The 21,378-nt window shown below is 70.9% G+C and carries 23 protein-coding genes and 1 tRNA gene; 9 read left to right on the top strand and 15 right to left on the bottom strand.

Annotation, left to right across the window (positions count from 1 at the left end; translation table 11 throughout):
- Positions 1–5 precede the first annotated feature (5 nt).
- From ACX114_RS07130 to ACX114_RS07090, 9 genes are all read right to left on the bottom strand, one after another.
- Positions 6–374: a hypothetical protein gene (locus ACX114_RS07130; protein WP_459295994.1), complete on the bottom strand. Its 369-nt coding sequence runs from the start codon at positions 372–374 to the stop codon at positions 6–8.
- A complete protein-coding gene (locus ACX114_RS07125) occupies positions 371–607 on the bottom strand; it encodes a hypothetical protein (protein ID WP_459295992.1) in 237 nt (78 codons plus the stop codon). The genes ACX114_RS07130 and ACX114_RS07125 overlap by 4 nt, the downstream gene beginning before the upstream one ends.
- A gap of 4 nt (positions 608–611) precedes the next feature.
- Positions 612–1,274 carry a hypothetical protein gene (locus ACX114_RS07120; protein ID WP_459295990.1) on the bottom strand — a complete coding sequence of 221 codons (663 nt, stop codon included), beginning with the start codon at positions 1,272–1,274 and terminating at the stop codon, positions 612–614.
- A gap of 108 nt (positions 1,275–1,382) precedes the next feature.
- The gene (locus ACX114_RS07115) at positions 1,383–2,465 is read right to left on the bottom strand and encodes a HEAT repeat domain-containing protein (protein ID WP_459295988.1); all 1,083 of its coding nucleotides are present in this window, start codon (positions 2,463–2,465) and stop codon (positions 1,383–1,385) included.
- Between the two features lie 26 nt (positions 2,466–2,491).
- A complete protein-coding gene (locus ACX114_RS07110; RefSeq protein ID WP_459295986.1) occupies positions 2,492–2,878 on the bottom strand; it encodes a VOC family protein in 387 nt (128 codons plus the stop codon).
- Between the two features lie 55 nt (positions 2,879–2,933).
- Complete coding sequence (locus tag ACX114_RS07105; RefSeq protein ID WP_459295984.1) at positions 2,934–4,394, bottom strand: alpha/beta fold hydrolase; 1,461 nt, start codon at positions 4,392–4,394, stop codon at positions 2,934–2,936.
- A gap of 55 nt (positions 4,395–4,449) precedes the next feature.
- Positions 4,450–5,016, bottom strand: coding sequence for a DNA-3-methyladenine glycosylase I (locus ACX114_RS07100; protein ID WP_459295982.1), 567 nt, complete (start codon positions 5,014–5,016; stop codon positions 4,450–4,452).
- Between the two features lie 78 nt (positions 5,017–5,094).
- Positions 5,095–5,799 carry a class I SAM-dependent methyltransferase gene (locus tag ACX114_RS07095; RefSeq protein WP_459295980.1) on the bottom strand — a complete coding sequence of 235 codons (705 nt, stop codon included), beginning with the start codon at positions 5,797–5,799 and terminating at the stop codon, positions 5,095–5,097.
- A gap of 10 nt (positions 5,800–5,809) precedes the next feature.
- On the bottom strand, positions 5,810–5,953 hold the full coding sequence (locus ACX114_RS07090) for a hypothetical protein (RefSeq protein ID WP_459295978.1): 144 nt from the start codon (positions 5,951–5,953) through the stop codon (positions 5,810–5,812).
- Positions 5,954–6,053: 100 nt separating this feature from the next.
- Here ACX114_RS07090 and ACX114_RS07085 point away from each other — a divergent pair, with 100 nt between their 5' ends.
- The gene (locus ACX114_RS07085) at positions 6,054–7,709 is read left to right on the top strand and encodes an FAD-binding dehydrogenase (RefSeq protein ID WP_459295976.1); all 1,656 of its coding nucleotides are present in this window, start codon (positions 6,054–6,056) and stop codon (positions 7,707–7,709) included.
- A gap of 3 nt (positions 7,710–7,712) precedes the next feature.
- Here ACX114_RS07085 and ACX114_RS07080 read toward each other — a convergent pair whose 3' ends face one another.
- Positions 7,713–8,162 carry a GFA family protein gene (locus tag ACX114_RS07080; protein WP_459295974.1) on the bottom strand — a complete coding sequence of 150 codons (450 nt, stop codon included), beginning with the start codon at positions 8,160–8,162 and terminating at the stop codon, positions 7,713–7,715.
- A 145-nt stretch (positions 8,163–8,307) separates the two neighbouring features.
- Between ACX114_RS07080 and ACX114_RS07075 the strand changes: the two genes are divergently transcribed.
- Together ACX114_RS07075 and ACX114_RS07070 are read left to right on the top strand one after the other, a co-directional pair.
- The gene (locus ACX114_RS07075) at positions 8,308–10,281 is read left to right on the top strand and encodes an alpha/beta hydrolase family protein (protein ID WP_459295972.1); all 1,974 of its coding nucleotides are present in this window, start codon (positions 8,308–8,310) and stop codon (positions 10,279–10,281) included.
- A 43-nt stretch (positions 10,282–10,324) separates the two neighbouring features.
- Entirely contained in the window at positions 10,325–11,443 is a 1,119-nt protein-coding gene (locus tag ACX114_RS07070; RefSeq protein WP_459295970.1) for an alpha/beta fold hydrolase, read from the top strand.
- A gap of 15 nt (positions 11,444–11,458) precedes the next feature.
- Here the strand turns inward: ACX114_RS07070 and ACX114_RS07065 are convergent, their stop codons facing one another.
- Complete coding sequence (locus tag ACX114_RS07065) at positions 11,459–11,959, bottom strand: MarR family winged helix-turn-helix transcriptional regulator (RefSeq protein WP_459295968.1); 501 nt, start codon at positions 11,957–11,959, stop codon at positions 11,459–11,461.
- Positions 11,960–12,014: 55 nt separating this feature from the next.
- On the opposite strand from ACX114_RS07065, the gene ACX114_RS07060 reads away from it, so the two are divergent.
- Together ACX114_RS07060 and ACX114_RS07055 are read left to right on the top strand one after the other, a co-directional pair.
- Positions 12,015–12,776, top strand: a complete 762-nt coding sequence (locus tag ACX114_RS07060; protein WP_459295966.1) for an MFS transporter — start codon at positions 12,015–12,017, stop codon at positions 12,774–12,776.
- Positions 12,761–13,291: an MFS transporter gene (locus ACX114_RS07055; protein ID WP_459295964.1), complete on the top strand. Its 531-nt coding sequence runs from the start codon at positions 12,761–12,763 to the stop codon at positions 13,289–13,291. Before ACX114_RS07060 ends, ACX114_RS07055 begins: the two co-directional genes overlap by 16 nt.
- A 6-nt stretch (positions 13,292–13,297) precedes the next feature.
- Here ACX114_RS07055 and ACX114_RS07050 read toward each other — a convergent pair whose 3' ends face one another.
- On the bottom strand, positions 13,298–14,269 hold the full coding sequence (locus tag ACX114_RS07050; protein ID WP_459295962.1) for a quinone oxidoreductase family protein: 972 nt from the start codon (positions 14,267–14,269) through the stop codon (positions 13,298–13,300).
- Positions 14,270–14,352: 83 nt separating this feature from the next.
- Here ACX114_RS07050 and ACX114_RS07045 point away from each other — a divergent pair, with 83 nt between their 5' ends.
- From ACX114_RS07045 to ACX114_RS07030, 4 genes are all read left to right on the top strand, one after another.
- Entirely contained in the window at positions 14,353–14,511 is a 159-nt protein-coding gene (locus ACX114_RS07045) for a hypothetical protein (RefSeq protein WP_158620737.1), read from the top strand.
- Positions 14,512–14,610: 99 nt separating this feature from the next.
- A tRNA-Tyr gene (locus ACX114_RS07040) sits at positions 14,611–14,695 on the top strand.
- 106 nt (positions 14,696–14,801) lie between these two features.
- Positions 14,802–15,344: an HNH endonuclease gene (locus ACX114_RS07035; RefSeq protein WP_120524460.1), complete on the top strand. Its 543-nt coding sequence runs from the start codon at positions 14,802–14,804 to the stop codon at positions 15,342–15,344.
- Between the two features lie 89 nt (positions 15,345–15,433).
- A complete protein-coding gene (locus ACX114_RS07030) occupies positions 15,434–18,256 on the top strand; it encodes an AAA family ATPase (RefSeq protein ID WP_459295959.1) in 2,823 nt (940 codons plus the stop codon).
- A 4-nt stretch (positions 18,257–18,260) separates the two neighbouring features.
- On the opposite strand, the gene ACX114_RS07025 is transcribed toward ACX114_RS07030, so the two are convergent.
- The 3 genes from ACX114_RS07025 to ACX114_RS07015 form a co-directional block, all read right to left on the bottom strand.
- On the bottom strand, positions 18,261–19,061 hold the full coding sequence (locus ACX114_RS07025; protein WP_459295957.1) for a hypothetical protein: 801 nt from the start codon (positions 19,059–19,061) through the stop codon (positions 18,261–18,263).
- A gap of 215 nt (positions 19,062–19,276) precedes the next feature.
- A complete protein-coding gene (locus ACX114_RS07020) occupies positions 19,277–20,869 on the bottom strand; it encodes a transglycosylase SLT domain-containing protein (protein ID WP_459295955.1) in 1,593 nt (530 codons plus the stop codon).
- Positions 20,866–21,267: a BlaI/MecI/CopY family transcriptional regulator gene (locus ACX114_RS07015; RefSeq protein ID WP_459295953.1), complete on the bottom strand. Its 402-nt coding sequence runs from the start codon at positions 21,265–21,267 to the stop codon at positions 20,866–20,868. The genes ACX114_RS07020 and ACX114_RS07015 overlap by 4 nt, the downstream gene beginning before the upstream one ends.
- Positions 21,268–21,378 lie beyond the last annotated feature (111 nt).

The following is a 21,378-nucleotide window of genomic DNA, read 5'->3' as shown; positions in this document are numbered from 1 at the left end:
CGCCCCTAGCGGGCGGGCGCCGGGGTGTTGCGCCAGACGAGCAACACCTGGTTGATGGTGTTGACCCACCGCCGCGCGGCGCCCGCGTCCTCGTAGATGGCGTCCTTCATCAGCTTGAAGACGAAGTCGTTGCCATCCTGGAGGAGGAGCCGCACTCCGTCTCCCTTCCAGAAGCTCTCGCGCACCTCCGCGCGGGCGATGTCCTTCAGGTTGAAGGTGAAGAGCAGCGTGCCGTCGGCGTCCTCGGCGAAGACGCGCTTGTTGGTCATCGTCGCCAGGTAGGTGCCGAAGAACGTGTCATCCGCCCTGCGCGTGGACACCAGGGATTGCAGCTGGATGTCTTCCTTCGGGGCCAGCAGGACCTTCGTCTTCATGACTCCCCCTCATCGGATCTGCCGCCCTGGAAAAGCGGGCCTTCCTTGTAGAGCTCCGTGTATCCACACGTGTCACAGACGGCGGCGAACAGCGACAGGCTCTGCGGGTTCGCGAAGCTGTCGTCCGGCTGCAGCGTGTAGCGGCTGACGGGAACGGTGAGCAGGGTGTTCGGGCAGTTGATGCAGAGGAGGGTCTTCGACTCCTTCTGCTCGGGGTGTGCGCGCAGGGGCATGGAGTCAGTCCTCGGTGATCTTGCTGTGGCCACGAGGGGTGTTCTTGTTGATCTTGTCCCGCGCCGCCTGGTTCTTCATCCGCGCGATGTCCCCCTGCGTCTGCTCATGGCGGTTCGAATCGATCCGGTCATAGGCGTCATCGATGACGTTCCCCAGTCCCCGGCCCACCGCGGCGGCCCCCCCCAGGGCCTTCCCCACGCCCCGAATGGCCTGACCACTGCCCGGATACAGGACGTCCGCCACGCCAGAGACCAGGCCCGCGGCCCCCGCGACCTTGCCAATGACATCGTAGGTCTTGTCCCGCTGCTGCTGGCTCGCGGAGCGGCCGTCCCCCACGGCCTCGATGCCGGCCATGACCGGGTCCTCCTCCGGCGCATCCCCCGAGGAGGGCATGCTGAAGGGGTCCTCCGTCTGGGAGCGGCCTCCCCCGAAGAATCCCCCCTCGTCATCCGGCATGACGGCTGGCACCTGCGGCTCCGGCTGGCTTCCGGGACGCCGGAGCGGCTCGGGGGCGTCGGAGAAGAACCCGCCGCCAGGCTTCCGGTCCGGATGCGGAAACTCCTCCTGGGGCGGGATGGGCACGCGCGGACGGAGCCGCGCCACCTCTTCCACCCGCGCGGTGTTGGACTTCGGAGACTCGTCCTCTTCGTCGAAGAATCCAGCCATGTTTCCCCCTCATGGGAAAATTCCCACGGTGCTGCACTCCCAATCCTGGGCCGCGCAGTGCGGCCCCGTCAAGACAGGGGGTGGAAGGGGGACGCGGCGGGTCCTCCGTCAGGGAAGCTGTCCCAGCAGCTCGAAGAGGGCCTCGCGCGTCAGCCCCGCCGCGTCGCGAGCCACCGTCTCCAGCATCCCCCGGGCCCGGCCCAACCGGGCGGGGTCCGCCTCCTCCAGCGCGGCCACCGCGGCCTCCTGGAGCTCGCGAGACGCGGCCGGGCCCAGCTGACCCTTCAGCAGGAAGAGGGCCTCCGCCGCCGGAGCGCCGGAGCGCACCAGCGCCACGGCGGAGCGGGCCGCGACGTGCGGGCTCTCGTCGCGGAGGTGCTCGCGCAGGGCCGCGATGGCTTCGGGCGACAGCGGGCCCCTCAACCCCAGCAGCGCCGCGGCCTCCTGGCGGATGGGCGCTTCTGGCGCGCGCAGTGCGCTCAGCACCGCGGACTCCAGGTCCGGCAGCGCGGGCGCGGGCCGCGCCTCTCCGTTCAGCTCCTCCAACAGGCCCCGCAGAGACACCAGGGCCAGGTAGAGGCGCGCGCCGTCCGACCTGGCCACCTGCTCCAGCAGCCGGGGCGCGGTGAGGTCCGGCGCCAGCGGGGCGAGCGCGGCCAGGGACTCCAGCGCGGAGAGGGCCACGGGCTCCTCGTCCTCCAGGAGCGCCAGCAACTGGCGCAGCTCCGACGCCGCGGCGGTCCCCAGCCGGCCCACGACGCGCGCCATGGCACCGCGCACGGAGGCCCTCGGATGCTGGAACAGCCCGTCCAGCGCGGCGAGCTGGAAGGGATCCACCCGGCACACCCCGGCGAGCACGCTCGCGGCGTTCTCCAGTGCCGGAGCGTCCGCCTCCATCCGCGTCAGCACCGCCAGCACGCTCTGGACGGCGAGCCCGGTGAGGCCCGCCTGCGGAGGCCACCAGCCGCGCTGCAGCAGGAACAGCAGGGGCTCCGCGACCGCCGTCCCGGGCCGCCCCAGTTCCTCCAGGAGCGCCCGCGCGGTCCGCTCGCGCGACTCCGGCTCCCCGGACACCAGCAGCTCCTCCAACGCGGACTGCGCCTCCTCGCGGGTCCCCACATCGCGCGAGGAGAGTCGCCCCAACCATTCCTCCACCGTGCGGACACGGCCCTTGCTGCGCTCCGAAGACATGGCGCCACGCTAGCGCAGCCCGGGGCTCAGACCTGTGCCATCTGGATGAGGTTGCCGCAGGTGTCCTCGAAGACAGCGACGGTGACGGGGCCCATGACCGTGGGCTTGCTTCGGAACACCACGCCGAGTTTCACCATGCGTTCATATTCCGCCGCACAGTCGTCGACGCCGAACGACGTCAGCGGGATGCCCGCGTCGTACAGCGCCTTCTGGAACACGCGCGCGGGCGCGAAGCCCATGGGCTCCAGCAGCAGCTGCGTGCCCTCCGGCGAGTCCGGCGCGACGACGGTCAGCCACCGGTCCTTGGGGCCCATGGGGACGTCCACCTTCAGCACGAAGCCCAGGACCTCCGTGTAGAACTTCAGGGCCTTGGACTGATCATCCACCATCACGCTCGTCACGCTGATCTTCATTCCGTACCTCCTGGGTGTTTCGTCGGTTCCGTCCACTGCGTGAAGCATGCCGGGGCTAGGGCCGCACGCTCAGGGAAAAGTCCGCGCCGCGCCGCTTGAGCGCGCAGTCGACGGGGGGCGGATGCGAGGGGTCCTGGAGGAAGGCCTTCACGATGCTCGCGCCACACGTGTTGAAGGAGGCCGCGTGGCTGCGGCCCCGCATGTCGACGGGGTACGCGTTGGGCATCGAATCGAGCAGCCGGTGGCCCCACTCCGGAGGCGTGTCCGGGTCGAACTCTCCCGCGAAGACGAGCGCCGGCACGTCGCTCTTCACCGGCGTGTTCTCCACGGCGGGCGCGGCGCTGACGTTCCATGCGCGGCACTCCTGCGGCGAAGCCGTTCCCTCATTGAGTCCGCCCAGCCCCATGGCGGGCGCGAGCTGCGCGGCGATTCGACCCGCGTCCTCGAACGGCAGCTCCTCCGCGCACCACACGGAGTAGCGCAGGCCCCAGGCCATGGCCGAAGGCCCCTGGTTGTCGCTGATCAGCCCTCGGAGGGTCTCGAAGCGCCCCTCGGAGGCGTCCATGATGAGCTTCGGGATGAGGGGAATCCGCATGGGTTCGTGCATCGCGGAGTAGATGGCCTCCACCACCTGCGCACCCCGGATCTCCGCCGGCCCGCCGGCCGCCCGCATGGCCAGCTTCAGGGGGTGGCGATCCGCGTCGGCCACCAGCTTCGCGAAGCGGGCGCGCAGGTCGGGATACCGGGCGCCGCACGCGCGGTCCACCGCGCACCCGTCGAACACCTGGTTCAGAACGCGCAGCACGTTCGTCGCGGAGACCTCGTCGAAGTTCACCTCCGGCGGCAGCACCGAATCCAGCACGACGCTCCGGACGCCCGCGGGGTGCCGCCGCAGCACGGTCAACATCAGCCGCGTGCTGTACGACACGCCGTAGAGGTTCCACCGCGCCACGCCGAGCACCTTGCGCAGGTCCTCGATGTCATCCGCCGTGGCCTCGCTGGTGTAGCCATCCAGGTCCACGCCCGACGCGGTCAGCGTTGCCCGGCAGCGCCCCGCCGCCTGCGCCAGCGCGGTGGCCGCCGCCGGACCGCGCAGCCGGCCCGCGGACTCCTCGCCCTTGAGCTTCGTGATCTCCGGGCACTGGAGCGAGGGCTGCGCGAACTTCGCGCCGCGCTGCTCCAGGACGATGTAGTCGCGCTCGTCCAGCAGCGTGTTGTTCTTGCCGGAGGTGATGCGCTCGACGGCGCTGAGGCCCGGCCCCCCGGGCATGAACAGCACCGGATCCGCCAGGGGCTTCGCGGCACGGCTGCGGAAGATGGTCACGGGAAGGCGGATGGGGCGGCTGTCCGCCTTGTGCCGGTTCTCCGGCACCACCAGCAGGCCGCAGTCGATGCGCTCCGTGGCGGCGACCTCCACGGCGCAGGCGCCTGGTTCGAAGCGGGGGACCACGGGAGCCGGTTCAGCTCCGGCCCTCCATGCGAGCAACAGCACCGCGACGAAGAGGGGCAAGCGCATGCGCTCCGTTAAACCAGCACCCGGCGGCCCGGGTCCACCGCCCCACCGCCCGCGCTCAGCGGTGCCGCACGCCGTGCCGGAAGCAGTCCACCGTGTGGTCATCCACGATGCCCGTGGCCTGCATCCACGCGTAGACGATGACCGGCCCCACGAACTTGAAGCCGCGCTGCTTGAAGGCCTTGGAGTACGCCTCCGACAGCTCCGTCTTCGCCGGCACGTCGCCCCGGCCCTTCCACACATTGCGGAGGGGCTTGCCTCCCGCCATTCCCCAGACGAACGAGGAGAAGTCCTCGCCCGCCTCCTGCATCTTCAAGTAGGCGCGCGCGTTGCCGATGGTCGCTTCAATCTTCGCGCGCGCCCGGACGATGCCCTCGTCCGCCATCAGGCGCGTGACGTCCTTCTGCGTGAAGCGCGCCACCACCTTCGGGTCGAAGCCCTTGAACGCCTTCCGGAAGGCCTCGCGCTTGCGCAGGATGACGATCCACGCGAGCCCTGCCTGGAAGCCCTCCAGCATCAACATCTCCCAGAGCGCGCGGCTGTCGCGCACCGGCACGCCCCACTCCTCGTCGTGGTAGGTCTGGTACAGCGGATCCGCCCCCACCCACACGCAACGCTGTTGCATCCGCGCCCTCCGGCTCATGGCCCGCCGCAGGGCTAGCACGGAGCCTGAACAGGCGGCCAGTCCCCGCGTGGGCCTTTTTCAGCGCGGCCGGGTGAGCAGCGCGAACAGCCCGTCGCTCCACCACCGGCCGCGCAGCCCCGGCAGGAACCGCTGCCAGTACACGCTGCTGCGCGGAATGCGCCCGGGCAGCGGGTAGTCGAAGTCGATGGACTGGAAGCCCGCCTCCACGGCCATGCGGCGCGCGTCCAGCTCCGTGATGGGCGTGATGTGTCCGGAGTCGCGGTAGTCCTGCTCGCAGAACGCGGGGAAGTAGCCCCGGACGAGGAAGGACAGCCGCGCCGTCAGGCTGTCGTTGTTGGGCGTGGTGAAGAAGAGGTGGCCTCCGGGCTTGAGCACGCGGAAGGCCTCCTTCACGAAGTGGCGCGGGTTGGCCAGGTGCTCCAGCACTTCAATGGCGAACACCCAGTCCACCGAGGCGTCGCCCCACGGCAGCGCGTCCCGGGACACGTCCCGCAGCTGGAACTCCACGCCCGGCAGGCGGCTGGCGCCCGCGTCGTGGATGTCCGTGCTGAGAATGCGCTCGACGGCCGGGTTCCGCTGCAGCCGGCGGATCCACCCGCCACTGCCCGAGCCCACGTCGAGCACCACGCCGAAGGCCCGCTGCCCCGCCACGCTCCAGGCCGCGTCCCGCAGCGGCTCCGGGGACAGGCCGTCCTGACGCTGCGCGTAGGCGGCGGCGTCGTGGCCCAGCGGTCCCGTGTTGCCCTTCACTCCTGAGTCCATGCGCGGAACTCTACCCTCCGGAGCGCCGTGGCGCCCGGTCCGCCTCCGGGCCCGCCCCCGGGCGCTTCGGAGGACGCTTCACTGCGCCGGTGATGGTCAGCGAGCAGTTGGACTCGCCGGGGGCCTCCCGGCAATCCATTGTCTTGCGTGACATGGCTGATTCACCTCCCCTTGTGAGTCGCGCATGTGAAGGGCCACGCGCAATCCGGGCGAACCGCTATCATCCGCGCGCCAGGTGCTACCGGGAGGCACGCATGGGACAGGAAGTGGATGTCATTGTCGTGGGCGGAGGGCTCGCGGGACTCGTCGCCGCGACCGAGCTCGCGGATGCGGGCAAGCGCGTCGCCGTGGTGGACCAGGAGGGACCGCAGAACCTGGGCGGCCAGGCGTTCTGGTCGTTCGGCGGCCTGTTCCTCGTGGACTCGCCCGAGCAGCGGCGCATGGGCATCAAGGACTCCCACGCGCTCGCGCTGGAGGACTGGATGGGCACCGCGGCCTTCGACCGCGAGGAGGACCACTGGCCGCGCAAGTGGGCGGAGGCCTTCGTCGACTTCGCCGCGGGCGAGATGCGCCCCTGGCTGGTCCAGCAGGGCATGAGCTGGTTCCCCGTGGTGGGCTGGGCGGAGCGAGGCGGCTACGGCGCCGTGGGCCACGGCAACTCCGTCCCCCGCTTCCACGTCACCTGGGGCACCGGCCCCGGCGTGCTGGAGCCCTTCGTGCGCCGCGCCAAGGCGGCCGAAGCCAAGGGCACCCTCACCTTCCACTTCCGCCACCGCGTGGACGAGCTGCTCACGCAGAACGGCGCCGTGGTGGGCGTGCGCGGCATGTTGCTGGAGCCCACGGACGTCCCGCGCGGCGCCAGCAGCTCGCGCGTGACGGTGGGTGACTTCGAGCTGCGCGCGAGCGCGGTCATCGTCACGTCCGGCGGCATCGGCGGCAACCACGAGCTGGTGCGCAAGGCGTGGCCCCAGCGCATGGGCCCCGCGCCGAAGTTCATGATTCAAGGCGTGCCCGACCACGTGGACGGCCGGATGATCGCCATCACGGAGGCCGCGGGCGGACGGCTCATCAACCGCGACCGCATGTGGCACTACACGGAGGGCCTGCGGAACTGGAACCCCATCTGGCCCCGTCACGGCATCCGCATCCTGCCGGGCCCCAGCTCGCTGTGGCTGGACGCCACCGGCAAGCGCCTGCCGCCGCCGCTGTTCCCCGGCTTCGACACGCTGGGCACGCTGGAGCACATCGCGAAGACGGGCCACGAGCACACCTGGTTCATCCTCAACCAGTGGATCATCAAGAAGGAGTTCGCGCTCTCCGGCTCGGAGCAGAACCCGGACCTCACCGGCAAGGACTGGCTGGGCGTGCTCAACCGCGCCGTGGGCAAGAAGGCCATGGGCCCGGTGGAGGCCTTCAAGGAGAAGGGCGAGGACTTCGTCATCTCCAACAACCTGCGCGACCTGGTCGCCGGGATGAACGCGAAGACGGAAGAACCGCTCCTGGACTTCGCCACGGTGGAGCGCGAGGTGAAGGCCCGCGACCTGCAGATGGACAACCCCTTCAGCAAGGACCTGCAGCTCGCGGCCATCCGCCAGGCGCGCAACTACCGGGGTGACAGGCTGGTGCGCACCGCGAAGCCGCACCGCATCCTGGACCCCAAGGCGGGGCCGCTCATCGGCGTGAAGCTGAACATCCTCACGCGCAAGACGCTGGGCGGCTTCGAGACCGACCTCCAGGGCCGCGTCTTCAACTCCAAGGGGCAGACCATCCCAGGACTCTATGCGGCAGGCGAGGTGGCCGGCTTCGGAGGCGGTGGCGTCCACGGCTACCGCGCCCTGGAAGGCACGTTCCTGGGCGGCTGCATCTTCTCCGGCCGCGCCGCGGGCCGGGCCGCGGCGGGGAGTGTGTAGGCATCAGGCGGCGGCCTGGAAGGGCCACGGCGTGGCCCGCATCCCGGCCGCCCAGTTGTCGTGCCGGCCGTCCCAGTACCCGAAGGTGAGCAGCGACGGGTCCACGTCATCCAGCGTGTTGACGTAGATGGAGACGAACTTCCCGCCCAGCTCCGGGACGTCTCCGTCGCCGAAGCACACGACGCCGCAGTTCGAGCAGAAGCTGCGGGTGTTGGGGCTGCCGTCGCGCCCGTACTTCTTGATGGCGTCCTGGCCCTTCAGGAGCCGGAAGGCGTCCGGCTTCATCCCCGCGCCGCCGCCGTAGCCGTACTTCATGCAGATGGTGCAGTTGCAGCGGCTCACTCCCGCCAGGTCCACGGTGGCCTCGTAACGCACGGCGCCACACAGGCAGCCGCCCGCGTAGGTGTGCAGGCCGCGCAGGGGAAGGGTCTTCGACAGGTCGTTCTGGGTCATGGCGGAATCTCCGGTGCCGCGTTGTGGGAACGCAATCAATGTCGCCCCGGTCCGTGACAGCCTTATGTCAGGTTTGTCGCCAGCTCCTGTTGAACCCGGCGGGGCCTGGCCCAGAGTGCCCCCGTCCACCGTTCCCGGAGCCCCCATGCCCGTGTGGAAGTCCCTGTCCCGCATCCTTGCCCCGACGTTGCTCCTGCCGCTCCTGGGAGCCGCACCACCCGCCCCCCCTGCCGCTACGAAGCCCGCTCCGGCGGCGAAGGCGGCCGTGGGCGCGCCGGCGGCCCGGCCGTCGAAGCAGTACTCGGTGGAGCAGTTCATGGGGTCCACGGACGTGATGACCCCGGTCTTCAGCTCCGACGGAAAGCAGTTGCTCTTCTCGTCGAACGCATCCGGCATCTTCAACGTCCACAGCGTGCCGGTGGGCGGGGGCAAGCCCACCGCGCTGACGCGCTCGAAGACGGACAGCATCCGCGTGGTGGGGGCCTTCCCGCGTGACAGCCGCTTCCTCTTCGAGCGCGACAAGGGCGGCGATGAGCAGACGCACATCTACGTGCGCACCCCGGACGGCAAGGAGAAGGACCTCACGCCCATGAAGAAGGGCGTGGCCCACTTCCTGGGCTTCAGCCACGACGACAGCGCGTTCTACATCACCACCAACGAGCGCGACCCGGGCGCCATGGACGTGTACCGCCATGACGCGAAGACGTACGCGCGCACGCTGCTGGCCCAGAACGACAAGGGGTTCGGCGTCGCCGCCGTGGCCCCGGACGAGACCTGGGTGGCCCTGGAGGAGGCGGTCACCACGTCGGACGGCAACGTGTGGCGCTACGACATCGCGACGAAGACGCTGAAGAACCTCACGCCCCACACGGGCACGGCCAGCTACCGGGTGGGGGACATCCACCCCGTCACCGGGGAGCTGTACCTCATCACGGACGACGGCTCGGAGTTCGAACGCGTGGTGCGCCCGGCGAAGGAGGCCGGCAAGTGGGAGGACGTGGAGAAGGCGGACTGGGACATCATCGGCACCTCCTTCTCGCGCACGGGGGCGTTCCGCGTCTCCGTCATCAACGTGGACGCCGGCATCGAGGTGCGGCTGCACGACGTGAAGGCCCAGACCCAGGTTCCGCTGACGGAGTTCCCCGCCGGGATGATCTCCGATGCCGTCTTCTCCCGTGACGAGAAGCAGCTGGCCGTTCTCCTGGAGACGGACCGCACCTCCATCAACCTCTACGTCCAGGACCTGGCCACGAAGAAGACCACGCGCGTGACGGACACGATGAGCCGCGAGCTGGACCCGGAGGACCTGGTGGACGCGCAGGTGGTGCGCTTCAAGTCCTTCGACGGGATGGAGATCCCCAACCTGCTCTTCAAGCCGCACCAGGCCACGGCGGAGCACAAGGCGCCCGCCATCGTCTACGTGCACGGCGGCCCGGGCGGAGAGACGACCCGGGGCTACAACAACTTCATCCAGTACCTGGTGAACCACGGCTACGTGGTGCTGGGCATCAACAACCGGGGCAGCGGCGGCTACGGCAAGTCGTTCCGGATGGCGGACGACCAGAAGCACGGCAAGGATCCGCTGCGCGACTGCGTGGAGGCGCGCAAGTACCTGGCGAGCCTGCCGTACGTGGATGGCTCGCGCGTGGGCATCCTCGGCGCCAGCTACGGTGGCTACATGGTGCTGGCGGCGCTCGCCTTCCACCCGGACGCCTTCGACGTGGGCGTGGACGTCTTCGGCGTGTCCAACTGGCTGCGCACGCTCAAGAGCATGCCGCCCGAGTGGGGCGCCTTCCGTCAGGCCATGATCCAGGAGATTGGCGACCCAGAGAAGCAGGAGGCGATGCTCAAGGAGATCTCCCCCCTCTTCCACACGGAGCGCATCAAGAAGCCGCTGCTCGTCGTGCAGGGCGCCAACGACCCTCGCGTCATCCAGGCGGAGTCGGACGACATCGTGGCGGCGGTGAAGAAGCACGGCGTGCCCGTGGAGTACCTGCTGCTCCCCGACGAGGGCCACGGCTTCAAGAAGAAGAAGAACGAGGCGGAGGTGGACCGGCGCGTCCTGGCGTTCCTCGACCGCTACCTGAGGTCCGCTACCGCCACGGCCCCCAAGCCCTGAGGGGCGCTTTACAGTACCTGCACATGCAGGTATTTCTCCCGGCATGACGATTTCCGTCCGCCGGCGTTGCGTCCTGCTGTCCGTGCTGTGGGGGCTGTCCCTGGGGTGCGCCACCGCGCGTCCCCAGGCCGCCCCGGTCCCAGTGAAGGCACCTGTCGCGCTGGTGGCCCAGGAAGCGGACGCGGTCTTCACCGGCCACCGCTTCCAGGATGGGACGGTGCTGCCGGAGGTGCGCATCCACTACGCGACGCTGGGCACGCCGCGCCGGGACGCCTCCGGCGCGGTGACGAACGCGGTGCTGCTGCTGCACTGGACGAGCGCGAGCGGCGAGGTGCTGCGAAGCAAGCCCTTCCAGGACGCGCTGTTCGCGCCGGGCCGTCCGCTGGACGCGACGAGGTACTTCCTCATCTTCCCGGACAGCGTGGGCCACGGCCGCTCCAGCAAGCCGAGCGACGGCCTGCGCACGAAGTTCCCGGCCTACGGCTACCGGGACATGGTGGAGCTCCAGCACCAGCTCGTCACCCAGACGCTGGGCATCCCGCGCCTGCACGCCATCGTGGGCCTGTCCATGGGCGGCATGAACGCGTGGCAGTGGAGCGAGCTGTACCCGGACGCGGTGGAGGGCGTGATGCCCATCGTGTCGCTGCCCACGCGCATCGCGGGACGCAACCTGCTGTGGCGGCGCTTCGTGTCGGGGCAGATCCGCGACGACCCGGAATGGAAGGACGGCCTCTACACCGCGCCGCCCCGGGGCTGGCTGGAGGCGTTCCCGGTCTTCCGGATGATGCTGGACGGGGTACCGCACCTCCAGGCCGCGCTCCCGGATGCGCAGGCGGCGGATGCCTTCATCGCGACGGCGCGGGCGCAGGCGGCGGGCATGGATGCCAATGACATCCTGTACTCGCTGGAGTCGTCGCGGGACTACGACCCGGAGGGCGCGCTCGGGGACATCCAGGTCCGCGTGTTCGCGCTCAACTTCTCCGACGACGAGTTCAACCCCGTCTCCCTGCGCACGCTGGAGACGCTGATGCCGAGGGTGAAGCGAGGCCGCTTCGTGGTGCAGGAAGGCAGCGAGACCTCCTTCGGCCACTTCACCCAGGCACACCCGGAGCTGTGGGCGGATCAGGTCGCCGCGTTCCTGAAGTTCCTCGAGGAGGGGTGAGCCGTGGGGATGCGCTCAGCGTCCGCTGCGGCGAGCCTTGCCCTTGGGAGCCCGAGAGACTTCGGCCTCTGCTTCGGGTTCACCCAGTCCCGTCCGGGAGACAGCGGCCAGCAGGTCGCGCAGCGCGGAGGCCTGGGTGTCGCCCACGGCGCGCTCGAAGTCCGCCTGGGCGCGCAGCCAGAGGGGCCGGGCCTTGCGGTAGACGCCCTGCCCTTCCGGGGTGATGGCGATGGCGCGCTGGCGCCGGTCGGTGCGGCCCACCTCCAGCACCACGAAGCCGTCCTTCAAGAGAGGCTTCAGGTTGTGGGTGAGCGTGGACGGGTCCATGACGAGCTGATCCGCCAGCGCGTTCACGGTCAGCGGGCCCTGGGTCTGGACGCGGTGGAGGATGGAGTACTGCGTCGTCCGGATGCCGCTGGGCGCGAGCACCTGATCATAGAACTGCGTGACATGGCGGCTGGCCTGCCGCAGCGCCAGGCAGTTGCAGAGGGTGCGCTGGAGATCGTCTTGGGACATCGCTGCCGGGAAGTATACGTGGGCCCGGGCGTGCCCGCTTGAAGGAGACACCGTCATGAGGGCACACCGGTTTCATTATGCGTGGGTGATGGCCGCGGCCATCTTCGTGGTGCTCCTGTGCGCCGCGGGCGTGCGGGCGACACCCAGCGTCTTCATCGTCCCCCTGGAGCGGGAGTTCGGCTGGAGCCGGGCCCTCGTCTCCTCGGCCGTATCGGTGAACCTGGTGCTCTACGGGCTGGTGGGGCCGTTCGCCGCGGCGCTGATGCAGAAGTTCGGCATCCGGCGCACGACGCTCGTGTCCCTCTGCATCATCGCGATGGGAGTCGCGCTGACGAACTTCATCCGCGCGCCGTGGCAACTGCTCCTCTTCTGGGGCGTGCTGGTGGGGCTGGGCACGGGGACGACGGCGATGGTGCTGGGCGCCACGGTGGTGCAGCGCTGGTTCGTCGCGCGGCGCGGCCTGGTGATGGGCGTGCTGACCGCGAGCACGGCCACGGGGCAACTCGTGTTCCTGCCGCTGCTCGCGATGCTGGTGGAGCACCACGGCTGGCGCGTCGTGTCCTTCACCGTGGCGGGCGTGGTGGCGTGCGTGATTCCGCTCGTCGCCTGGCTCGTGCGCGACCGGCCGTCGGACGTGGGGCTGAAGCCCTACGGTGCCGCGCCGGAGGACGAGGAGGTGAAGCCCTCCAGCGTGAATCCCCTGGCCAACGCGCTGGGGGCGCTGGGGCGGCCTCGCGCAAGCGGGACTTCTGGCTGCTCGCGGGAAGCTTCTTCATCTGCGGCGCGACGACGAACGGGCTGGTGGGCACGCACCTGATTCCGGCGTGCATGGACCACGGCATCCCGGAGGTGCGGGCGGCAGGACTGCTCGCGCTGATGGGCATCTTCGACTTGGTGGGCACGACGGCGAGCGGCTGGATGTCGGACCGCTTCGACAACCGCTGGCTGTTGTTCTGGTACTACGGCCTGCGGGGGCTGGCGCTGCTCTACCTGCCGAGCGCCTTCGAGATGTCCCTCTTCGGCCTGCCGCTGTTCGCGGTGTTCTATGGCCTGGATTGGATCGCCACGGTGCCACCGACGGTGCGCCTGACGACGCAGACGGTGGGCGCGGAGGACGGGCCCATCGCCTTCGGCTGGGTGGTGGCCGCGCACCAGGTGGGCGCGGGCCTGGGAGCACTGGGCGCGGGCGTCATCCGCACGTCGCTGGAGACATACACGCCCGCCTGGGTCGTCGCGGGCGTCATCTGCCTGGCCGCCGCACTGGTGGTGCTGCGCATCGGGCGCGGCACCGCCTCGTCACCGCCGGTGGTGGGCGCGCCCGCGGCGCAATGAAGGACTTCAGTCCGCGCCCAGCAGCACGACCTTGCCCACCGTGTTCCGTCCCTCCAACTGGCGGTGGGCCTCTTCCGCGCGGGACAGCGGCAGCGTCAGGCCCACCACGATGCGCAGGCGCTTCGCCACGACCTCCGCCAGCAGCGCCTCGCGCGCCTTGCGCTGCACCTCCGGGGGCGTGGGCGTGTGCAGCCAGTAGGCGCTCACGGTGAGGGATTTCGCGTAGAGCGACTCCACCTCCACGTGCGGCGGATGGCCGCTGGCGTTGCCGTAGCTCACCAGGTGGCCGAAGGGCGCCAGCGCGTCCAGGCTGGCCTGCCAGGTGCTCGCGCCCACGGAGTCCAGCACGCGCTCCACGCCGCGCCCCTGCGTCAGCTCGCGCACGCTCGCGGCGACGTCCTCCTGGTCGTAGCGGATGATGGCGTCCGCGCCCACGTCCCGCGCGAGCTTCGCCTTCGCCTCGCCCGACACCGTGCCGATGACCCGCGCGCCCGCCGCCTTCGCCAGCTGCACCGCGAGCAGCCCCACGCCTCCGGCCGCCGCGTGGATGAGCACCGTCTGCCCCGCCTCCACGCGCCCCACGGTGTGCACCACGTGGTACGCCGTCAGCCCCTGCACGAGCAGCGCCGCGGCCTCTTCGAAGGACACCTCCGGCGGTAGCACCAGCAGCTCACCCACCGGCGCGAGCGCCGCCTCCGCGTAGGCCTGCTTCGTCAGGGCGACCACGCGGCGGCCCATCCAGGAGGGGTCCACACCGGGCCCCACCGCTCGCACCACGCCCGCGGCCTCGCTGCCCAGGATGCGCGGCAGGGGCGCCTGGGCGTCGTACAGCCCGCGGCGGCGCTCGGTGTCCGCGAAGTTCACGCCCGCGGCATGGACTCGCACGAGGACCTGGCCCGGCCCGGGCACGGGCTCCGGCGCGTCCTCCCAACGGAGGACCTCCGGCCCTCCCACCTGGTGGTAGCGGATGGCTTTCATGCGCGGAGTCCTAACGTCCAGCCTGCCCGCCTGTCAGGACTGAATTTCCGCGTCCGTCGCTGGGAGCGAAAGGAGCGGTCCCGATGCGCCAGGCGACGAAGCAGGCCCCGATGAACCTCAAGCACCTGAATCCTTCCGGTCACGGCATCGACGCGGCCTCGCGTCCCAGCCCGGCGACCGCTCCTTCCACGTGCCGCTGGCGGGACTTCGCGTCCTATCGCCTCGCCTCGCCCGGCTCCTGAAGGCGCCCTGCTCCGTCCCTGACGCGGCATGGCCCTGGAGGCCGGGCTCCCGACAAGGGGACCCGGCCTTCTTCACGTCCGGGCTCCCGCTCACCTTCCGGGGACGTAGAGCGTTACGGAGACGCGCTGGCCTGTAGAGCCGGAGCCCTCAGAAGCCCGCTGGGTTCGACTCCCAGCGTCCCCACTCCCCCACCCACGAAGGCCGCGCACCGGGTGCAGTCCGAACTCCAAATCCGGACGAGCAGGGTTCGACTCCCTGGCGGCCTGTCCCGCCCGAAAGGCCCGCCGTCATGGAAACGCTGGTGCTGAGCCAGTCCTATGAACCTGTCGCACGCATCCCGTGGCAACGCGCCGTCATGCTGCTCGTCCAGGGCAAGGTGGAGGTCGTCGAGGAGTACGAGGACCGCGTCATCCGCTCGGTGACGGTGGAGCTGCGCATGCCGTCCGTCATCCGCTTCGTGCGCGCCCTGTGGAAGGGCCCGCGCGGCGTGCGCTTCAGCCGCGAGAACGTCTACCAGCGCGACCAGTGCCGCTGCCAGTACTGCGGCCGCAAGGTGACCCGTCCGGAGGCCACGTACGACCACGTGCTGCCGCGCGCGCAGGGCGGCCGCACGAGCTGGGAGAACATCGTCATCGCCTGCGTGCCCTGCAACCAGAAGAAGGGCAACCGCACCCCGGCCCAGGCGCGGATGACGCTGCGCACCGTGCCCGCGAAGCCGAAGCGGCTGCCGGACGCACTGGTGGTCTCGTTCCTCGTGGAGAAGGGCCTGCCCCTGTCCTGGCGCAAGTTCCTGAGGGACGTGGCCTACTGGCACACGGAGCTGGAAGCGTAAGGTCCCAACCCACGGAGTGGGCCGGGACTTCGCTTCCGCGCCGCAACGGTTAGAGTGCCGCACGTCGAGGGGGCGTTCCGGACCACACCATGGCGACGAGGAAGAACGAAGACCAGGAGCGGCTCATCGACCGCGACCTCACCGCGATGGCGCGCGAGGGAAAGCTGCCGGCCGCCCACGGCGTGGACTCCTCCGTGACGGAGGTGCTGGGGCTGCTGGCGCGCGGAGGCAAGCACCCGCTGCTGGCGGGCGAGCCCGGCGTGGGCAAGAGCGCGCTCGTGCAGGAGGTGGCCCGCCGCATCGCGGAAGGACGCGTGGACGGCGACCTGGCCCAGGCGCGGCTGGTGGAGGTGTCCGTCGCGAACATCCTGGCGCGCAGCACCCAGCGCCAGGCCGCGGAGTCCTTCGAGGAGCTGCTCACCCACCTGGGCCGCCACCCCTGCCCCATCGTCTACATCCGCGACCTGCCGGTGGCCCTGGGCGGCCCCCTGGCGCCGGTGGCCGTGCGCGCGCTGCGCACCGGCGGCCTGCGCTTCATCTTCGAGACCGAGCCCAAGCGCGTGCAGGAACTGCTGCGCGCCGACGAGGCCCTGGCCGAGCGGCTCCACCTGCTGCCCCTGAACGAGCCGCCGCTGGAGAAGGCGCGCTGGATCGTCGGCCGCGTGGCGGAGGAGCTGGAGCGCGAGCTGCGGCTGCCCATCGACCCGGCCGCGTGCGACCTGGCGCTGCGGCTGTCCGCGAAGTTCCTGCTGGCGCAGCACATGCCGCGCAAGGCCATCGAGCTGCTCAAGGAGACGGCGGCGGAGGCCGCGGGCGTGGCGCGCGACCACGTGGGGCCGGAGGACGTGCTCACCCGCTTCTGCGCCGCCACGCGCCTGCCCCGCTTCGTCGTGGACGACGCGATGCCGCTGGACCTGGAGGAGACGGAGCGCTTCTTCGGGGAGCGGCTGCTCGGACAGACGGACGCGGTGGCCGCGGTGCTGCGCTCGGTGGCGCTGCTCAAGGCGGGGCTCAACGACCCGCGCCGCCCGCTGGGCGTGTTCCTCTTCGCCGGGCCCACGGGCGTTGGCAAGACGCAGCTGGCGAAGCTCCTGGCGGAGTACCTCTTCGGCTCCGCTGACAGGCTGGTGCGCCTGAACATGGCGGACTACCCCAACGACGGCGACGAGAGCGTCCCCTTCGGCGCGTCGTGGGCGCCCGCGCTGGAGACGCGGCGCGGAGAGCTGTCCGCGCTGCTCGACGGCAAGGTGTTCACCGTGCTGCTGCTGGACGAGTTCGAGAAGGCCGCGCGCAGCGTGCACGACCGCTTCCTCCAGCTCTTCGACGAGGGCACCTTCGTCAACGGCGCGGGCGAGGCGGTGTCGTGCAACAACACGCTCATCGTGGCCACGTCCAACGTGGGCTCGGAGGTGTACCGCGAGGCGGGCCTGGGCTTCGCCGCGCACAAGCGCGCCGAGGAGCAGGTGTCGGAGGTGGACCGCCGCATCGCGGAGGCCTTCCGTCCGGAGTTCCTCAACCGCTTCGACGCCATCTGCCACTTCCGTCCGCTGTCGCGCGTGGACATCCGCAAGATTGCCCAGCGCGAGGTGGGCCGCGTGCTGGAGCGCGAGGGCATCCGCGCCCGCGCCCTGGACGTGGAGGTGACACCCGAGGTCGTGGACCGGCTGGTGGAGCGCGGCTATTCGCCGCAGTTCGGCGCGCGCTACCTGCAGCGTGAAATCGAGAAGACGCTCACCGCGGCGCTCGCGGTGGAGATCGCGCGCAGGCCGCTGCCGCCGGGCACGCCCGTGCGCGTGGAGGCCCGTCCCGGAGGCCGCGTGGTCGCGGTCGCGGAGCCCGTGCCACCGCCCCGCGAGGTGACGGCGCAGCTGCTGTTGCCCACGCCCAAGGCCGCGGCGGTGAAGCGCCGGCTGGACCGCAAGTCGCTGCTGATTGAAATGGACCGGCTGGTGGGCCGTGCGCGCGCGCTCGCGGAGTCCACGGGGCGCTCGGAGCTGGAGGCGCGCCGGGCCGCGCTGCTCGCGGAGACGCAGGCGCCCAACCTCTGGGACGACTCGCTGCGCGCGGCGGACGTCCTCCGGGCCTTCCGCACGGTGGAGGCGCAGCTGGGAGAGCTGGACCGCCTGGAGGCCGCGTGCCAGTTCGGGCGCCGGCTGGTGCGCGAGGCGAAGAACGAGGTGCAGCTGGGCTCCGCCGCGAAGCAGGTGGAGGAGGTCGCGCGCGAGGTCCAGATGGCGGAGGCGCTGCGGGCCGCTGGGGCCACGACTCTGGACAACGAGGCGCTGGTGGACATCTGCGCCAGCGACGCGTCGGAGCAGCAAGACGTGTGGGTGCAGGAGCTGGCCACCATGTACCTGGGCTGGGCGCAGCGCCGGGGCTACGAGGCCACCGCCGTCGCGGAGGCGGACGCACCCGCGCGCGTGGTGGTGCGCATCGCCGGGCCGGGCGCGTATGGCTTCCTCGCGGGCGAAGCGGGGCTGCACCGCCGCCTGGAGGACGAGAAGCGCCAGCGCGCGTACGTGCGCGTGCACCGGGGTGGACCGCTGGAGGAGGTGGAGCGGGAGCTGCTGGTGCTGGAGGGCCGGCCGGTGAAGAGCCGCGAGGGCGAGTACCTCCAGCGCGTGCGCAACGAAGTCACCGCGAAGGACGAGGCCACGGGCCGCGTGCTCACGCTCATTGGCGCTGGAGAGATGGACGAGCTCAAGGGCATCGCCGCGCGAGTCGTCGCCGGACAGGGCGCCAGCACCGACGAGGCCCGCCGCTACTTCCTGGGCCGTGGAGCGCGCGTGGAGGATCCGCGCACGGGCGCGGGGACGCCTCGGGTGAAGGACGTGATGCGCGGCGAATTGGACGTGTTCATCGCCGCGTGGATCTCCCGTCCGCCCCCGGAGGGCTCCACGCCGATGTCCTGAGCGGTCAGGGCAGGTCGCCCCGGGCCACGCCCAGGCGCATGGCCTCCGCGAGCACGTCCAGGCCCTGCGCGGTGTTGATGCGGGAGTGGGACGTGGCGCCGCTGACCACCTGCACGGCTCCGCCCAGCACGAACGGCAGGGGCCGGCGCCCCAGCCGCAAGAGCCGCTCGTCGTAGAACGCGGACGGGGCGCGCTCACGCACCAGGCGCGCCAGGGTCACCATGTTCGCGGTGCGCGATGGCTGCATGGCGGGGCCCAGGCACGAGAAGTCGAAGCCCACCTCCGGAAGTACGGCGCCCCGGCCGTCCCGGTCGAAGACGAAGACGGCCTGCGACGTCTCCTCCTGCGAGCCGCGCACGCTCTTCTCCGCCGTCTTCGTCAGCTTCAGGCCGCCCGTGACAAGGGCCGTGCCCAGCGCCACCTTCGTCGTCTTCTCCGTGTGCTCGCTCTGCGTGCGCAGGGACGAAGCGCCCCGGAGGATGACCGTCACGTCCTCCCAGGCCATGGTGAGCGGCGCGCCCGCGCGAGGCGTGAACGTCGCCTGTGCCGCGCCGAACGTGACGGTGCGTGCCGTGACGCGCTCCGCGACCTCCGACTCGTCGATGGCGAGCGCCGCGAGCCCCGCGTCCCGGAGGGTCTTCACCAGGGCATCCGCCGCATCGGGAGCCAGGCGTGCAATCAGTGCGGGAGGCTCGGGAGCCAGCCGCATGCGGGCCTCCGCCGGAGCCATGCCCGCCGCGGCGGCGAGCACCTGGGCGGCTTCCGGAACCTCACCCGCGGGACGAACGAGCGCGACGATCTTCATGGCGTTTCCACCCCTGGCACAGAGCGCCGCCATCCTCGCGCGAAAGCAGGATGGCGCGCATCCGAACCCCGGTGTGGCAGGGACATTCCCCGCAGGCCAGACAGACGCGGCGTCCAGCCCCGGACGATGCCCACGGGTCGTCACCGCGCGGAGAAACGGCTCCAGCAGCACGGCGCGGCGCCCGCGCGATGCGCACAGGCACCGCGATCCAATGCTCAGTCGAGCAGGTGCGGGTTGCGAAGCAGCAGCACTCCGGCCTGCACGGTGGCGGTGTAGCCATTGAGCTTGCCGGTGCGCACCAACTCGCTCACGTCGCGCACGCCACTCTCCGCGAGGACGCGGTCCACCGTCCCCTCACCCTGGTTGTAGGCCGCGAGCGCGAGCCGCCAGTCACCGTAGCGCGCATGCAGCGCCTGGAAGAGGGCCGCGGCGGCCTCCGTCTCCCGTGCCACGTCCAGCCGCTCGTCGCGCCCCGCCTCCACCTTCAGGCCGTAGCGACGCGCCGTCTCCGGGATGAACATCCACACGCCCGCGCCCCTCTGCCCCGGCGCCATCGACGGCTCGCTGGACGTCTCCGGCAGGTTGCTCACCGCCGACTCCACCATCGCCACCGCGAGCAGCCCCTCCGGCAGGGAGCGCGAACGCAGCGTGCCCGTCATCGCCTCGCGGTGCTCCTTGAGGTTCGCCAGCGCCTTGCGCATGAAGTCGCGGCCCTTCTGCGTGGTGACGAACTTGTTGAGCTGTTCGACCACGGCGGCATCCACCACCACCGGCAGGTCCCCCGCCTTCTGCCCCGCCTCCGCCAGCGCACGGGCCTCTGTCAGGGACACCGCGCGCCCCCGCACCGTGCCCTGCGCCCACAACGCCAGCGGCGCGAGCACCAACGCCAGCGACAACGACAGACCCAGGGTACGCACGGAGCTACGGGGACGAGGCTGGAACAGCATGTGGATCCTCCTGACAGTGGGGTGGGACATGCCGGTGACACCGGCGGGAAGAGAGAGGGCGACCGGGACACGCAGCGACGCCTGCATCAGGCACCGCGCATATGCATCCGCGGACACGTGCTTCACGGTGACGAGCGCCTCGTCACAGGCGAACTCCTGACGCTCCGCCAACCACCGCGAGAACGCCCGCGCGAACGGATTCCAGAAGAAGGCGCTGTCGAACCCCAGCCGCGCATAGGCGAACACCGTGTCCCGCTGCCGGTGGTGTTGCAGCTCGTGCCGCACCGTGAGCCGGAGCGCCTCCGAGTCCTCCAACACTTCCGAGGGGACCACCGCCCACGCGCCGCCACCGGGAAACCACACGGAGAACGCGCCGTCCGCCGCGCCCCCCAGCACCACGCGAACCCGGCCCACGCGGCGAAGCACGGGCAGCGTCTCCAGCCTCCTCCGCAAGCGCGCATACCGCCGCAGCTCCCAAGCCAGGAACGCCAACGCCCCCACTACCACCACCCCCACGCCGACCATCGCCCACGGCAGGTCCACGCCCGAGGACCGCGTCTCCGGCATGGCCCCGAGCACGGGCCGCGCTTCGACGGACGCCAACGGCGCGGCCAGGCCCGCCAGGGAGCGCTCGAACTTGAAGAGCGGCGCCGACGGCATCCACTCCCGCGCCGCGAGCGCCACGAATGGCAGGAGCACCGCCAGCCCCAGCGTCACCCGCCCCACGCGCAGCGCCTGCCGCGCATCCAGCCGCCGCTCCATCCCCAACGCCAGCGCCGCGCGCAAGAGCCCGAAGCCCACCGCCACCAGCACCGCCGCCGTGAGGTACGCGGCCAGCACGTCCCGGACCCAGGCGCTCATCCCCGGCCTCCCTTGCGGCCCAGCAGCTTGCGGATCTGCTCCACCTCCTCCGGAGACAGCGGCACCGCCTCCACCAGCCGCGCCACCAGCGACGAAGGCGTCCCGTCGAACACCGTCGCCACCAGGTGGCGCACGCTCTGGGCCTCGTAGGCCTCGCGAGACAGCCGCGCCGAGTACAGGTGCCCCCGCCCCTCCTTGCGGCTCTGCACCACGCCCTTCTGCTCCAGGATGCGCAGCACCGTGGACACCGACGTGTAGGCCAGCTTGCGCTCCGGCGGCAGCGCCGCGAGCACGTCCGCCACGCTCACCTCCCCCAGCTTCCACACGAGCTGCATCAGCTCCAGCTCCACGGGCGTGAGCGGCTTGGACTCCTCGGCGGATGACGGCGGCTTCGTCACGGGCAGGGCCTCCCGGATTCGAACTAAATCCTTAGTTCCAATACAACTAAGCCTTTAGTTCGAATCCGTCAAGCAGGCGGGCGATGGCTCGCGGTGGCAGGGTGTGCGGAT

This window comes from Corallococcus sp. M7 (genome assembly GCF_054512695.1).
The sequence above is the reverse complement of the archived record's forward strand: the minus strand, read 5'-3'. Positions and strand labels throughout refer to the sequence as shown.